Here is a 13,733-nt window from a genome sequence, read left to right on the forward strand (position 1 = left end):
GGCCCCTGACGGCGTCCCCCAGTGCCCCCCGGACGCCGTCAGGGGCCGGTCTCCCGGTATTCCTCGACCGGCACCAGCGGCACGCCCGGCGCCATCCGGTCGGTGTAGAGGCGCCCCTGGAGGTGGTCGATCTCGTGCGCCACCAGCCGGGCCATCCCGTACGCGAACGAGGTGATGATCCGGCTGCCGTCCCAGCGGGCGTGTTCCACGTCGATGCGCAGCGGCCGGGGCACCAGACCCCGATGGTCGGCGAAGGAGAGGCAGCCCTCGTACTGCTCGTCGGTGTCCGGGCTGGCGGCGACCATCCGGGGGTTGAGCAGCACCACCGGCGCGGCGGACCGGTCGGCGGGGCGGATCACGGCCGCCGCCGCGTCGACGCCCACCTGCGGGGCGGCCAGGCCCATGCCGGCGCTGAACGGCTGCAGCTCGTCGACGCGGGTGAGCAGTGCGGTGAGCCGGTCGACCACCTCCCGGGCGGCGGACTCGTCGCCGGGCAGGTCGAACGGCCGGGCGGGGCGGCGCAGCAGGTCGGCGTCGCGGGGCAGCACGCCGAGGGCGCGCAGCCGGTCACCGGTCCGGCCGGGGGACGCGGTGCGCGCCGGGTCGGCCTGGTCGCTGCGGAACCGCCACTGGAGGCGGTAGCGGGAGTTGAGCGGAGGGTCGTCGGTGGCCCAGTCGAAGACCGCGCGGTCGCCGCGCTCGTGCCGGCGGACGGGGGTGCGCAGGGGACCCTCGTCGGCGGAGAGGGAGGTCTCCACCCCCCACACCCGGGGGTCCAGCGCCGCCGGCAGGTCCAGCCGGACCGCCAGGTGCCGGGTGGGCAGGCGTACGGCGCGCTGGAACCAGGGCCCCCACTTCTCCCGGCCGACGTGGTAGGCGTACTCGATCTCGGCCCGTTCGCCGGGGTGCAGCGGGAACGGTCCGTCGCCGTTCTCGAAGAGCAGCCAGATCTCCTTGTACGCGTCCCGGTCGTGCTTGGCCCGCCAGTGCATCGGCTCGCGGCTGCCGCCGTCGTCCCGGTGCGCCCGCAGTCGCAGCTCGGCGAAGGTGAGCGGGTGTTCCCGGTGGTGCCGGTTGGAGCGGCCCGGGTCGTCGGGGTAGCGGTCGACGGCCACCCGGACGAGGTGGCGGGTGACCGGTTCGGTGCCGACGTTGTGCAGTTGGCGGCGCACCACGCAGTCGTAGCCGTCGTCGGAGTGGGTGAGGGTGGCGGTCTCGCGCTCGACGACCAGGCCGGTGCCCGGGGGCAGCCACTGGCCGGGGGGCGGCGGTTCGCGGTGCGCCGTCGGGCGGGCCTGACGGAGCTGGTCGTACTCCCGGAAGCGTTGCCAGATCGCGCCGCTGGCGTCGAGGACGGCCTCGGCGCGGCGGGCGAAGTCCTCGGTGGGTCGGTGCCGGCGCCCCTCGACGTGGCTGACGTACGACGGGTCGAAGCCCATGAGCGTGGCGAGCTGCTTCTTGGAGAGTCCTCGCCCCGTCCGGTGCCGGGCGAGCTCCGCGGCGAAGGACTCGGCGGCCCGCTCCAGGGGGGAGGTCGTCATCAGCTTCCTCAGGGCCGGGACGACAAGTCTTCACGTTCGACCACCCCGACCGCACCTGAACTGCCACATTTCCGACGTTCGGCTTGACACCGCGCGCGTTTTCTCCCCCGCGCACGGGGTAGTACGCGGAGCCCGGGCCGGTCCATCGCCAGCGCTGTCGACGGAGTGACCCGGGCCTCTCGATCCCCCTTTGGTGAGGCTTCCTTTAGACCGGGGGTGTGGTTAGGCTAGCCTTAGCTGAGCGGACGCACTTCGGACAGGGAGACGGACCAGGTGACAGCGGTGATGCCGGGGCGCGAGCTCGCCCCGCCGCTCGCCCCGGTGACCGCCACCCTCCGGGCGATGTTCGGCACCGACCACCTGCCCGGCCTCGCGCCGGGCCTGCTGGTCGCCGACGAGGCCGGCTGGAGCCCCGCGACCGGCCTGATCGACGGCAGCCGCCTCCCCGAGTTCCTCGCCGCCGCGGCTCGCCGCTGGGGTGGCACCCCGCACGCCTGCGCCGCGCTGGCCTGGAAGTCCTACAGCTACTGGACCGCGCTGCCGGTGGTGCTCGGCTGGGCCTCGGCCCGCCGGGTGCCGCTGCTCGACCCGGCCGACGTGCTGATCCACTTCGAGGATCACCACCAGCTGCTCACCATGGGCCTGCGCGGCTCGACCACGGTCGCCGTCCTGCCGAACGACCCGCTGGCGCTGGCCGGGCGCGCCGAGGTGCGGGTGGTCGCCGACGAGGCGGAGCTGCTCCGCGTGCTCCGCGCGTCGCTGCTCGACGCCCACCTCGCCCCGATGATCGCCGCGATCCAGACGGAGGTCCGGGTCGGCGCCCGTACGCTGCTCGGCTCGGTCGCCTCCGGCATCGCGCACGGCATCCTGCGCGCGGCGGACTCCCTCCCCGGCTCCTCGGTCCGCAGCATCTCCACCCTGCTCGACGCGCTCGACCTGGCCGACCTGGTGGAGCTGGTGCCCGGTCCGACGGGCGAGCCGACGGTGCAGCGCCGGACCTGCTGCCTGGCCTTCACCCTGCCGAAGCCCAAGCTCTGTCAGGGCTGCTGCGTACGCCCGTCCTGATCGCGGCTAGCCGGTCAGCGCGCGGACGTCCCAGAGCCACACCCCGCCGGTCCAGGTGGGCGTGATCCCGGTCAGCTCGTTCATCGCCCAGCGCAGCGCGTCGGCGTTGCGGTGCGGGCCCAGGACCACCACCCCCGCCCGCCAGTAGCGCAGATCCTCCACCGCCGCGGCCCGGTCCTGCCGGTTGATCGGCGGGACCCTCCCGGTCCGCGCGATGCCGCCGAAGAAGTTGCTGGTCCGGCGGAAGGGCGCGGTGAACAGGGCGACGTCCGGCTCCGGCGCCCACGGCCGGGTGTCCGGCGCGAGGAAGTAGCCCCGGGCGATCGGCATCTGCAACCGGGTCCGGGACGACCACCGCAGCGGATCGGCGTACGTGTTGTCGGGCAGCGGCAGGGTGACGACGCTGCGCCCGCCGGTGACGTACGGGCGCCAGGCGCCGGAGGTGACGAAGGCCGGGGTCGGGTCGGTGCGGAAGACGGGCAGCGGGGTCGGCAGGTTCGGCAGCAGGGCCATCACCAGGACGGTGACCGTGGCGAAGCGGATCTGCGTCCGCGCGCCCGGGTGTCGGCGGGCCAGCCGGCGGGCGTGTTCCGCACCGAGCGCGAGCAGCACCCCGACGACCGGCGTGACGGCCAGCGACCAGCGGGTGGGCACCACGGAGTGCAGCAGCGGCAGTTCCTCCAGCAGCGCCCAGGGAGCGGGCACGCCGGTGTCCCGGCCGTTGAGCTGGACCTCCCGGCCGAGCGAGAGCACGGCGAAGAACAGCGCGAGAACGGCCAGGCCGAGCACCAGGGCGCTGCGCCGTAGCCACCAGATTAGGGCGACCGTGAGGACCACCAGGGGCCACCCGAAGAAGGCGTTCTCCTCGGTGGCGTTGCGGGCCAGCGGGGCGGCGGAGCGGGCGTCCCCGGCCAGCGACTCCCGGGAGTACGCCACGAAGGCCGCCAGGTCGGTGCGGTAGCCCCGGATCAGCCGGGACAGCCCGTGGTACGAGCCGGGACCGAAGAGCTGCACGTAGAGCGGGTACGCCAGCAGCACGGCGGAGAAGGCGGCGGCGACCCCGAGCCCGGCCAGAAAGGTGCGCGTGGCGCGGCGCAGTTCGGGCCGGCCGACGGCGAGCGCGCCGACGATCACGCCGAGCGCGATCGCGGTCATCAGCAGGATCTCGAGATTGAGGAAGGCCTGCCAGACGATCAGCAGGCCCAGCAGGACGCCGTTGCGCAGCCACCGGCCAGGCTCGGCGAGCCGCAGGGTCCGCCAGGCGATCAGCGGGACGACGAACTGCGACACGATGTTCGGGTGCGCGTTGGCGTGCGACACCATGGCCGGGCCGAACGCGCAGAACGCGGCGCCGACCCACGCCGGGCCCCGGGACCGGGTCACCACCCGGGAGAGGAAGAAGTACCAGGCGGTCCCGGTGGCGGCCATTCCGAGGGTGAGGAAGAGCAGAAACGACCACTGCGGCCCGAAGAGCACGGTGACGGGCGTCATTGGCAATGAAATGGACAATACGGAAGTATTGGCCATCAAGTTCACGCCGTCGGGCACGTTCATCCGGTCCGACGTGAACGGATAGGCGAATTCGGTCACGACCCGGGCCCCGTGGGCCATCATCCACTCGAACTGCGACTGGTCGGACGGGTTGTCCCGCAGCGCACCACCGGGGCGCGTCCAGAGCCGCAGGGTCACCCAGAAGGCCAGCAGCAGGAAGCTGAGCACCGCGGCGACGTCCCACCGCCACCCCTCCCGCCGGCGCACCCCGTCGTCGTCGCCGACCTCGGCGCCCCCGACGGCGGATCGCTCGGCCCCGGGGTCCGATTCGGGAGTAGTCATGACAATTCGGAGCGTAGTTGGCGTATGGCGCTGACGTGACATGTTTCGGTGGACTGCGTACTATGTGCCGGGTTCGCCGACCCCCGATCACGTGCCCTCCCCGACCGCATTTCGGCCACCACGGTGCCCCGTTTCCTCCGCCACTTGACGCGGATGATTCACTCTGTCGGTCCAGGCGCGGGTCGAGTCATATCGTGAGGAATCGACGCATGGCAGAAATCACTGGGGATCAGCGCGTCCAGTCGGAGGTCCTGGAGGGCCTCGCGACGGCGGTCAACCACCGGAGATGGTTCGTCGAGCTGGCCGTGCCCCACCTCGGTGACAACCCCATCGAGATCGGCAGCGGGCTCGGCGACTACGCGCTGGAGTGGGCGCGGCACGTCCCCCGCTTCACCGCCACCGAGGCCGACCCGGACCGGCTGGTCCAGCTCAAGGAGCGCCTCGCCGACCAGCCCGGCATCGAGGTACGGCAGATGCTGCTGCCGCACCCCGAGCGCGGCGACTACAGCGCGGCCGTCTCGTACAACGTGCTGGAGCACATCGAGGACCACGTGGGCGCGCTGCGCAGCATGCGCGACCTGGTCCGCCCCGGCGGCGCGGTGATCATCATCGTGCCGGCCTTCCAGTTCGCGATGGGCCCGGCCGACATCGCCACCGGGCACGTGCGCCGCTACACGAAAAAGACGCTCGCCGCGGCCATGACCGAGGCCGGGCTGACGGTCGAGACCATGCACTACGCCAACGCGCTCGGCCTGATCGGGTACTTCATGGCCACAAAGGTCTTCCGGCTGATGCCGAAGGAGGGCCCGATGGTGAAGGTCTACGACAGCCTGGTGCTGCCCGCGACCAAGGCCGCCGAGCAGCGGATCCGCCCCCCGTTCGGCCAGTCCGTCTTCGCCGTCGCCCGCGTCCCCGCCTGACCCCGCCCGTGCAGGTGGCCTCCCACTCATCAGGGGGAGGCCACCGCCGGCAGCGTCAGGGCGCGCGGCGCGCCCGGGTCACTCCTTGATCTGGTACGTCGGGCGGATGACCGCCCGGGCGAGGGTGTGGAAGGCCAGGTTGAAGCCGACGTAGGCGGGGCTGGCCGTCGGGCCTACGTCGAGACGCTCGACGTCCAGCGCGTGCACCGCGAAGACGTACCGGTGCGGGCGGTCCCCGGGCGGCGGGGCGGCGCCGCCGTAGCCGGTGTCGCCGTAGTCGTTCCGGACGCTGAACGCGCCGCCGAGGTCGGCCTCCTTCGCCGCGGTGGGCAGCTCGGTCACCGAGGCCGGCAGGTTGACCAGCACCCAGTGCCAGAAGCCGCTACCGGTCGGGGCGTCCGGGTCGAAGCAGGTCACCACGAAGCTCTTCGTCTCGGCCGGGAAGTCCGACCAGGCCAGGTGCGGGGAGACGTTCTCGCCGCCGGCGCTGCCGTGCGCGTACCGCGCGTCCATCGGCTCGCCGTTGTGCACGTCGTCACTGGTCAGGTTGAACGACGACACGGTCGGCAGCAGCTCGTACGGGTCCGGGGCGATCGGTCGTTCCAGGGTCATCGGGGGTCCTTCCGGTGCGCATGATGTCCTGCGCCCTTCTTACCCCGCCGTCGGGCCGGAACGAACCGAAAGCGCCACCGCGTCCGGATCGCACCCCCTGCCACACGACACGCGGCACCCGGAGCTACGGCCCGACCACGACGTTCGCCAGCGGCTCGCCCGCCGCGTACCGCCGGACCTGGTCGACCAGCAGCCGGCGGGCCCGCGGCGCCAACGCGGCGGTCAGGCCGCCGACGTGCGGGCTGATCAGGACGTTCGGCGCGGACCACAGCGGGTGGTCGGCGGGCAGCGGCTCGGGTTCGGTGACGTCCAGGGCAGCGTGCAGCCGGCCCGCGCTGAGCTCGGCGAGCAGCGCCTCGGTGTCCACCACCCGCCCCCGTGACACGTTCACCAGCAGGGCGCCGTCGGCCATCCCGGCGAGGAACTCCTTGTTCACCAGACCCTCGGTCTCCGGGGTCAGCGGCGTGGCGAGGATGACGACATCCGCTCGTGGCAACATCTCCGGAACGTCGGTGATCGGCCGTACGCCGGGGCGGGCGCTGCGTGCCACCCGGCTGATCTCCACCTCGAACCCGGCGAGCCGGCGCTCGATCGCGGCGCCGATCGAGCCGTACCCGACGATCAGCACCCGGGCGTCGGCCAGCCCGGCCGACCAGCCCGAGGCCCAGCGGCCCTCACCCCCCGCCCGGACGAAGTCCGGCAGCCGCCGCCGGGCGGCAAGGGTGAGCGCCACGGCCAGCTCGGCGGTGGCCGCGTCGTGCACGCCCCGGCCGTTGGCCAGCGTCAGGCCGGGCCGCAGGTACGGCAGGACATGGTCGTAGCCGGCGGTCACGGTCTGCACCACTCTCAGCCGGGGCATCCGGGCGATCGGCTCGCAGAAGCGCGGATCGATGATTCCGTACGGAACCGCGTAGAACTCGACGTCGTCCAGATCGTCGGGCAGGGGCTGAGTGCCGTCGTACAACGCGACATCCGGGTCGCCGAGCTCGGCCACTGCGTCGGGGTGAGGGATCAGGTAGCGCACGCCGACAATCATGCTGGATCGGGTCGAGCCGACCGTGCCCGCACGCGCGACGGTTCCCAGGGCGGAGGGTGTGGGATTCGAACCCACGAGGACGTTGCCGCCCTACCGGTTTTCAAGACCAGCGCCATCGGCCACTAGGCGAACCCTCCTGGACCGTCACCCTCGGGTGCCCGGCCGGTGCCTAGTCTGCCACGGACGCCGCACGCCGGAACCGACCTCCCACCCCTATTGCGAGGATGTCCCGGTGTGGGACACACCGACGATCGTGCTGATCACCGGGATCATGACCGGCGGTCACGTCCACAGTGGCCGGGAGCTGGACCGACGGCCGCCCCGCTCGGCGCAGACGGTGGACGAGATCCTGGCCCGGGCGGCCGGCGAGGGGCGGATCGGGTAAGACTGGGCCATGCACGCGATCACGATTCCGGAACCCGGCGGACCCGAGGCGCTCGTCTGGGCGGAGGTGCCCGACCCGGAGCCCGGCCCGGGCGAGGTGGTCGTCGACGTGCGGGCCAGCGCGGTGAACCGGGCCGACCTGCTGCAACGGCAGGGGCACTACCCGCCGCCGCCGGGCGCGCCCGCGTACCCGGGTCTGGAGTGCTCCGGCGTGATCAGCGCCGTCGGCCCCGGCGTGACCGGGTGGGAGGTCGGCCAGGAGGTCTGCGCGCTGCTGGCCGGCGGCGGGTACGCGGAGCGGGTGGCCGTGCCGGCCGGGCAGCTGCTGCCGGTGCCGGCCGGCGTGGAGCTGGTGGATGCGGCGGCGCTGCCGGAGGTGGCCTGCACGGTCTGGTCGAACGTGGTGCGGCTGGCCCGGCTCGGCAGGGGCGAGACGCTGCTGGTGCACGGCGGCGGCAGCGGGATCGGCACCTTCGCCGTCCAGCTCGGGGTGGCGCTCGGCGCGACCGTGGTGGCGACCGCCCGCCCGGCCAAGCACGACCGGCTGCGGGAGCTGGGCGCCGCGCACACCGTCGACTACCGGGAGCAGGACTTCGTCGAGGAGGTCCGCCGGGTCACCGACGGCCGGGGCGCGGACGTCGTCCTCGACATCATGGGCGCCTCCTACCTGAGCCGGAACGTGGCGGCGCTGGCCGACGGCGGCCGGCTGGTGGTGATCGGCATGCAGGGCGGCCGCAAGGCCGAGCTGGACCTGGGCGCGCTGCTGGCCAAGCGGGCCTCGGTGTCCGCCACCGCGCTGCGCTCCCGCCCGCTGGACGACAAGGCGGACATCGTGCGGGGCGTCCGGGAGCAGGTCTGGCCGCTGGTGGAGGCCGGCACTATCCGGCCGATCGTGGACCGGCGGCTGCCGATGGCCGAGGCGGCGCAGGCCCACCGGCTGGTCGAGTCGAACGAGCACGTGGGCAAGGTGCTGCTCACGACGGCGTGACCGGGTCGCCTCCCGGGCGGGGCAGCACCAGCCGGGCGCCCGGCCCCTCACCGGCGAGCGAGTCGCCCGGGTTGTAGAGGGCACAGCGCTGCAACGACAGGCAACCGCAGCCGATGCAGCCGTCCAGGTCGTCGCGGAGCTTGCCGAGCAGCCGGATCTTCTCGTCGAGCCGCTCCCGCCAGACCCGGGACAGCGCGGCCCAGTCGTCGGGGGTGGGGTTGCGGGAGGCGGGCAGCGAGTCCAGCGCCTCGCGGATCTCGTCCAGCGAGATGCCGACCTGCTGGGCGATCCGGATGAACGCCACCCGGCGCAGTTCGGTGCGCGGGTAGCGGCGCTGGTTGCCGCCGGTGCGCTCGGCGCGGATCAGGCCGAGCCGCTCGTAGTAGCGCAGCGCGGACGGGGCAACGCCGCTGCGGGTGGAGAGCTGCCCGATGGTGAGTGATTCGTGCATCAGTCGCCTTGAGTTGAAGTTGACTTCAACTTGCAGGCTAGCCGCATGACCATCACCACCGCCACCGCCCCACCCGTGCCGGGGCCGGTCGCCGCGCCGCTGGAACGGCTGCGCGCCGGCCGCGAGTTCGGCCCCAACGTGTACTCCACGATCGACGTGCTCTGGGTGCTCTACGACCGGGTCCTGCGGATCACCCCGCAGACCGTGGCCGACCCGGAGCGCGACCGCTTCCTGCTCTCCAAGGGACACGCCGTCGCCGGCTACTACGCGGTGCTCGCCGCGAAGGGCTTCGTACCGGCCGACTGGCTCGACGACCAGGGCGGCCCGGACAGCCGCCTCGGAGACCACCCGGACCGGCTGCTGGTCCCCGGCGTGGAGATCGGCTCCGGCTCCCTCGGCCACGGGCTCGGGCTGGGCGTGGGCACCGCGCTCGGACTGCGCGCCCAGGGCCGGACCGACCCCCGGGTGTACGTCCTGCTCGGCGACGCCGAACTGGACGAGGGCTCCAACCACGAGGCGATCGCGTACGCCGGGGCGACCGGGCTGGCCGGCCTGACCGCGATCGTGGTGGACAACCGCTCCGCCAGCCACGGCTGGCCGGGCGGGGTGGCCGGCCGGTTCACCGTCAACGGATGGAGCGCCGCCACCGTCGACGGGCGCGACCACGACGCCCTGCACGCCGCCCTCACCGGGCACGAGGAGCACCGGCCGCACGTCGTCGTCGCGGTCGTAGAGAACGGGGAGTGAGCATGCGGGAGACCTTCATCGCCGGCGCCACCGAGTTGCTGGCGGATCCGCGTACGACGATCGTGCTGGCGGACATCTCGGCCGACGCGTTCGCCCCGGCCGCGCGCCGGTACCCCGGCCGCGTGGTAAACGTCGGCATCCGGGAGCAGCTGATGATGGGCGTGGCGGGTGGGCTCGCGCTGACCGGGCAGCGCCCGATCGTGCACAGCTACGCCCCGTTCCTCGTCGAGCGGGCGTACGAGCAGATCAAGCTGGACCTCGACCATCAGGGCGTGGGCGCGGTGCTGGTCAGCGTCGGGGCGTCGTACGACCGGGCGGCGGCCGGCCGGACACACCTCAGCCCGGCGGACGTCAGCCTGCTCGACACGCTGCACGGCTGGACCGTGCATGTGCCCGGGCACCCCGAGGAGGTGCCGGAGCTGCTGCGCAGCGTGGTGTGCGGGCAGGACTCGGCATACCTGCGACTCTCCACGCAGCGCAACAGCCGCCCGTACGCCGGGGACGGTGCGCTGCGGGTGGTGCGGGACGCCGGGCCGGGCGCGGCACTGCTGGTGGCCGTCGGGCCGGTGCTGGACGCGGCCCTCGCGGCGGTGGCCGACCTGCCGGTCACGGTGGCCTACACCCACCGGCCGCGGCCGTTCGACACCGCCGGTCTGCGGGCGCTGGCCGGCACGGAGGTGATCCTGGTCGAGCCCTACCTGGCCGGCACCTCGGCCCGGGTGGTGTCGGAGGCGCTGGCCGACCGCCCGCACCGGCTGCTCAGCCTCGGCGTGGGCCGGTCGGAGCTGCGGCGCTACGGCACGGCGGAGGACCACACCCGCTGGCACGGGCTGGACGCCGACGGGCTGCGCCGCTCGGTGGACGGCTTCCTGCGGGTGCCGTCAGCGCTTCGCTGAGCCGGCGGGACGGCGGCGGGTGCGCTCCCGGCCGAGGATCCAGAGCGCCTCGACGCCGTCCTTCCAGGTGATCTTCTTGCCCTCCTCGCGACCGCGCGCCCGGTAGCTGATCGGCACCTCGTACGGGCGGATGCGCTGGCGCAGCAGCTTGCCGGTCACCTCCGCCTCCATGCCGAAGCCGCGGGAGCGGATCTCCAGGGAGCGGTACAGCTCGACCGGCATCAGCTTGAAGCAGGTCTCCAGGTCGCCGATGTAGGAGTTGAAGAGCACGTTGGCGGCCATGGTGACGCCCTTGTTGCCCATCACGTACCAGAAGCTGTAGGCGCTGTGGCTGCCGAAGGTGCGATTGCCGTAGACCACCGTGGCGCGTCCGTCGAGGACCGGGTCGAGCAGGCGAGGGATGTCCTGCGGGTCGTACTCCAGGTCCGCGTCGAGGATGACCATGTACTCACCCTCGGCGTTGTCCACCGCCGTCTTGATGGCCGCGCCCTTGCCGGCGTTGCGCTGGTGGGTGATGACCCGCAGCCGGGCGTCGTCGGCCCGGCCCAGGATTTCACCGGTGCCGTCCCGGCTGCCGTCGTCGACCACGACCAGCTCGATCTCGCACGGGTAATCGACCGCCAATGCCTGCTTGAGGGCATCCGCGATGCGTTCTTCCTCGTTGTAGACCGGCATGAGGATCGAGAGCTTCACGGGGATCTCCACGGTGGCGACAGTAAGTCGGCCCTAGCCTAGCCTGGCAGCTCAGCGCCAGTCAGGCCGCCACCACCGGGAGCGGGCACCCACCCACGCCGAACATGGTGTTAACTTCCGCCCATGTCGGCAGCCGGCTGGATGGTCGTAGTGGCGCCCGTCGCCGCATTCGTCGTGCTCACGTCGGTGCTGTGGCCCCGCCGCCCGGCGGTCGCACCGCTGCGGCTGGCCGTGGTCCGCGCCGCGCTGCTGACCGGCGTCTTCGCCGTACTCACCGTGGAACTGCTGGGCGCGTTGCGTGCGCTCACCCTGCCGGCCGTCGCCGGAGCCTGGCTGCTCTTCCTCGCCGCCGCCGTGGTCGCCGCCCGCCGGCGGCAGCACCGCGCGGCGATGGCGTCCACCGTGGCGGTGCCCGCCGCCCGGACCGGCACGCTGGTCGGGGCGGCGACCGGTCCGGGTGCCGCCACGCCGGTCTCCCCGGCCGGTCCGTCCGGCGACGCGGAGCCCGGGCCGGCGTCCGCGCCGGGCGGCCTCGCGTCGGCCCTGGCCGGCTGGCGGGCCCGGCTGACCGACTTCCGGCGTACGGCGAGCCGGGGCGAGCGGCTGCTGGCCGGCACGATCGGCGGGGTGCTGCTGGTGGAGCTGCTCGTCGCGCTGCTCGCCGAGCCCAACAACTTCGACTCGCAGACCTACCACCTGCCCAAGGTGGAGCACTGGGTCGCCCAGGGCAGCCTCGACTTCTGGCCCACCGCGATCCACCGGCAGGTGACGATCCCGCCCGGCGCGGAGTACCTGCTCCTGCACCTGCGCCTGCTCACCGGCGGCGACGCGCTGCACAACCTGGTGCAGTGGGCCGCCGCGCTGGGCTGCCTGGTGGCGGCCACCCGGGTCGTCGCGCAGCTCGGCGGGGGGCGGCGGGCCCAACTGCTCACCGCGTTCCTGCTCGCCACCACGCCGATGGTGGTCCTCCAGGCGACCAGCACCCAGACCGACCTGGTGGCCGCCGCCTGGGCCGGCTGCGCCGGGACGCTGGCGCTGGACGGGCTGCGCCGGCGCGCCGACCTCGGCAGCCTGCTGGCACTCGGCGCCGCCACCGGCCTGACCGCGCTGACCAAGACCAGCGGACTGCTCGCGGTGGGGCCGCTGCTGGTGCTCTGGGGGATCGCCCAGCTCCGCCTGGCCTTCCGCCCGGCGTCGACGGAGCTGGACCCGGGCTCGTCCTCGGCCGGTGCGGGGTCCGCTGGGGAGCGTCGTGGCGCTGCCGGTGTGGCGCGGACGGTCGCCGGGTCGCTGCTGGTGCTGCTGGTCGCGGCGGCGGTGGTCGGCCCGTTCCTGGCCCGGGTCACCGTCGAGTTCGGTCACCCGCTCGGCCCGCCACGGCTGCGCGAGTCCATCCCGATGGAACGGCACGACCCGCCGTCGATCCTGGTCAACGCGCTGCGGATCGGCCACACCGCCTTCGACACCCCGCTCGGGCCGCTGCGCGCCGGCACCGCCGCGGCGATCAGCGACGGGTCCCGGGCGATCGGCGTCGACCCGCAGGACCGGGCGATCACCTTCGGCCGGGAGGTGTTCCCGGTGCCGGCCTGGTACCCGGACGAGGACCGGGTGGCGTTCCCGCTGGCCGGCTCGCTGGCGTTGCTGGGTGCGGTGTTCGCGCTGGCCCGCCCGGCCCGGATCAGCGCGACCGCGCCGGTGGCGCTGCGGGCGTACGCGCTGGCGGTGGTGGTGGCCGTCGGGCTGCACACCGCGACGATCAAGTGGCAGCCGTGGGGCAACCGGTTGCTGCTCTACGCGCTGGTGGCCGCCGTGCCGCTGGCCGGGCTCTGGCTGGACGCGCTGTTCCGGCGGCGGCTCGTGCCCGGACGCCGGTCGGTGGCGATCGGACTGGTGCTGAGCATGCTGGCCGCCTCCGCGCTGGCCGGGGTGCTGGCCCTGTCGTACGGCTTCCCGCGCCGGCTGGTCGGTGCCGGTTCGGTCTTCACCACCGCCGAGTGGGACACCCGGTTCCTGCGTCGGCCGCAGTGGGCGGAGGAGTTCCGCTGGGCCGCCGCGGCGGTACGGGCCGGCGACGCCCGCCGGATCGGCCTGGTGCAGCAGAACGACAACTGGGAGTACCCGTGGTGGCTGCTGCTGCGTGACGAGCAGGGCCGTTCGCCGGAGCTGGTGGCGTTGCAGTCGGTGCTGCCGGAACGGCCGCCCGCGGACCCGGCCACGATGGACGCGATCGTCTGCACCGGTAGCCGTACGGCGTGCAGGAAGCTGGTGCCGGCCGGCTGGACGCTGGAGTTCCGCGACTACGTCGGCTACGCCCTGCCGCCCGGCCGCTGACCGGCCCGCCCCACCCGGCACCGCACTCACCGCCGCCCTCGCCCGACCCCGCCCGACCCCGCGGCCGCCGCCGAGCCACCTCGCCGCCGCCGCGCTTTGCGGCGTGTCGGGGAATCCCGGCGCCCGGACACCCCGACACGCCGCAAGTCGGGGTCGGCGTCCGGGCCGCGCAGATGGCGGAAACCTTTCCGAGACATATTCACATCCATCCATCAAGCGCGTTACCGTCCGGTAAC

General features: G+C 73.6%; 13 protein-coding genes and 1 tRNA gene. 7 read left to right on the forward strand and 7 right to left on the reverse strand.

Translation table 11 applies throughout. The features are described 5' to 3' along the window. Window positions 1-38: 38 nt before the first annotated feature. On the reverse strand, window positions 39-1,541 hold the full coding sequence (locus ACSNN7_RS12075; protein ID WP_436680829.1) for a peptide deformylase: 1,503 nt from the start codon (window positions 1,539-1,541) through the stop codon (window positions 39-41). A gap of 285 nt (window positions 1,542-1,826) precedes the next feature. Between ACSNN7_RS12075 and ACSNN7_RS12080 the strand changes: the two genes are divergently transcribed. Beyond that, window positions 1,827-2,606, forward strand: coding sequence for an IucA/IucC family C-terminal-domain containing protein (locus ACSNN7_RS12080; protein ID WP_436680879.1), 780 nt, complete (start codon window positions 1,827-1,829; stop codon window positions 2,604-2,606). Window positions 2,607-2,612: 6 nt separating this feature from the next. Here ACSNN7_RS12080 and ACSNN7_RS12085 read toward each other — a convergent pair whose 3' ends face one another. Beyond that, complete coding sequence (locus ACSNN7_RS12085) at window positions 2,613-4,439, reverse strand: hypothetical protein (RefSeq protein ID WP_436680830.1); 1,827 nt, start codon at window positions 4,437-4,439, stop codon at window positions 2,613-2,615. 209 nt (window positions 4,440-4,648) lie between these two features. On the opposite strand from ACSNN7_RS12085, the gene ACSNN7_RS12090 reads away from it, so the two are divergent. After that, window positions 4,649-5,359, forward strand: coding sequence for a class I SAM-dependent methyltransferase (locus ACSNN7_RS12090; protein WP_436680832.1), 711 nt, complete (start codon window positions 4,649-4,651; stop codon window positions 5,357-5,359). Window positions 5,360-5,437: 78 nt separating this feature from the next. On the opposite strand, the gene ACSNN7_RS12095 is transcribed toward ACSNN7_RS12090, so the two are convergent. The 3 genes from ACSNN7_RS12095 to ACSNN7_RS12105 form a co-directional block, all read right to left on the reverse strand. Next, window positions 5,438-5,971, reverse strand: coding sequence for a YbhB/YbcL family Raf kinase inhibitor-like protein (locus tag ACSNN7_RS12095; RefSeq protein WP_436680833.1), 534 nt, complete (start codon window positions 5,969-5,971; stop codon window positions 5,438-5,440). A 124-nt stretch (window positions 5,972-6,095) separates the two neighbouring features. Further along, on the reverse strand, window positions 6,096-6,995 hold the full coding sequence (locus ACSNN7_RS12100) for a 2-hydroxyacid dehydrogenase (protein ID WP_436680834.1): 900 nt from the start codon (window positions 6,993-6,995) through the stop codon (window positions 6,096-6,098). Between the two features lie 62 nt (window positions 6,996-7,057). Further along, window positions 7,058-7,144: transfer RNA gene (locus ACSNN7_RS12105), tRNA-Ser, on the reverse strand. 95 nt (window positions 7,145-7,239) lie between these two features. On the opposite strand from ACSNN7_RS12105, the gene ACSNN7_RS12110 reads away from it, so the two are divergent. Continuing rightward, window positions 7,240-7,392 carry a hypothetical protein gene (locus tag ACSNN7_RS12110; RefSeq protein WP_436680835.1) on the forward strand — a complete coding sequence of 51 codons (153 nt, stop codon included), beginning with the start codon at window positions 7,240-7,242 and terminating at the stop codon, window positions 7,390-7,392. Between the two features lie 9 nt (window positions 7,393-7,401). Then, complete coding sequence (locus tag ACSNN7_RS12115) at window positions 7,402-8,379, forward strand: NAD(P)H-quinone oxidoreductase (RefSeq protein WP_436680836.1); 978 nt, start codon at window positions 7,402-7,404, stop codon at window positions 8,377-8,379. On the opposite strand, the gene soxR is transcribed toward ACSNN7_RS12115, so the two are convergent. Beyond that, window positions 8,366-8,830, reverse strand: coding sequence for a redox-sensitive transcriptional activator SoxR (gene soxR / locus ACSNN7_RS12120; RefSeq protein WP_436680837.1), 465 nt, complete (start codon window positions 8,828-8,830; stop codon window positions 8,366-8,368). The genes ACSNN7_RS12115 and soxR overlap by 14 nt on opposite strands. 45 nt (window positions 8,831-8,875) lie before the next feature. On the opposite strand from soxR, the gene ACSNN7_RS12125 reads away from it, so the two are divergent. Further along, the gene (locus ACSNN7_RS12125; RefSeq protein ID WP_436680838.1) at window positions 8,876-9,577 is read left to right on the forward strand and encodes a transketolase; all 702 of its coding nucleotides are present in this window, start codon (window positions 8,876-8,878) and stop codon (window positions 9,575-9,577) included. Window positions 9,578-9,579: 2 nt separating this feature from the next. Next, entirely contained in the window at window positions 9,580-10,473 is an 894-nt protein-coding gene (locus tag ACSNN7_RS12130) for a transketolase family protein (RefSeq protein ID WP_436680839.1), read from the forward strand. Here the strand turns inward: ACSNN7_RS12130 and ACSNN7_RS12135 are convergent. Further along, the gene (locus tag ACSNN7_RS12135) at window positions 10,459-11,166 is read right to left on the reverse strand and encodes a glycosyltransferase family 2 protein (protein ID WP_334453971.1); all 708 of its coding nucleotides are present in this window, start codon (window positions 11,164-11,166) and stop codon (window positions 10,459-10,461) included. The two genes, ACSNN7_RS12130 and ACSNN7_RS12135, sit on opposite strands and share 15 nt — an antisense overlap. Before the next feature lie 123 nt (window positions 11,167-11,289). Between ACSNN7_RS12135 and ACSNN7_RS12140 the strand changes: the two genes are divergently transcribed. Continuing rightward, window positions 11,290-13,497, forward strand: a complete 2,208-nt coding sequence (locus tag ACSNN7_RS12140; protein ID WP_436680840.1) for a hypothetical protein — start codon at window positions 11,290-11,292, stop codon at window positions 13,495-13,497. Window positions 13,498-13,733 lie beyond the last annotated feature (236 nt).

The sequence above is a fragment of the Micromonospora sp. URMC 105 genome, assembly GCF_051386295.1.
Lineage (GTDB): Bacteria > Actinomycetota > Actinomycetes > Mycobacteriales > Micromonosporaceae > Micromonospora.

Excerpts from the sequence above, each read along its gene's own strand:
- ACSNN7_RS12075 (WP_436680829.1), bottom strand. The coding sequence starts at position 1,541 with ATGACGACCTCCCCCCTGGAGCGGGCCGCCGAGTCCTTCGCCGCGGAG.
- ACSNN7_RS12080 (WP_436680879.1), top strand. The coding sequence starts at position 1,827 with ATGCCGGGGCGCGAGCTCGCCCCGCCGCTCGCCCCGGTGACCGCCACC.
- ACSNN7_RS12085 (WP_436680830.1), bottom strand. The coding sequence starts at position 4,439 with ATGACTACTCCCGAATCGGACCCCGGGGCCGAGCGATCCGCCGTCGGG.
- ACSNN7_RS12090 (WP_436680832.1), top strand. The coding sequence starts at position 4,649 with ATGGCAGAAATCACTGGGGATCAGCGCGTCCAGTCGGAGGTCCTGGAG.
- ACSNN7_RS12095 (WP_436680833.1), bottom strand. The coding sequence starts at position 5,971 with ATGACCCTGGAACGACCGATCGCCCCGGACCCGTACGAGCTGCTGCCG.
- ACSNN7_RS12115 (WP_436680836.1), top strand. The coding sequence starts at position 7,402 with ATGCACGCGATCACGATTCCGGAACCCGGCGGACCCGAGGCGCTCGTC.
- soxR (WP_436680837.1), bottom strand. The coding sequence starts at position 8,830 with ATGCACGAATCACTCACCATCGGGCAGCTCTCCACCCGCAGCGGCGTT.
- ACSNN7_RS12125 (WP_436680838.1), top strand. The coding sequence starts at position 8,876 with ATGACCATCACCACCGCCACCGCCCCACCCGTGCCGGGGCCGGTCGCC.
- ACSNN7_RS12130 (WP_436680839.1), top strand. The coding sequence starts at position 9,580 with ATGCGGGAGACCTTCATCGCCGGCGCCACCGAGTTGCTGGCGGATCCG.
- ACSNN7_RS12140 (WP_436680840.1), top strand. The coding sequence starts at position 11,290 with ATGTCGGCAGCCGGCTGGATGGTCGTAGTGGCGCCCGTCGCCGCATTC.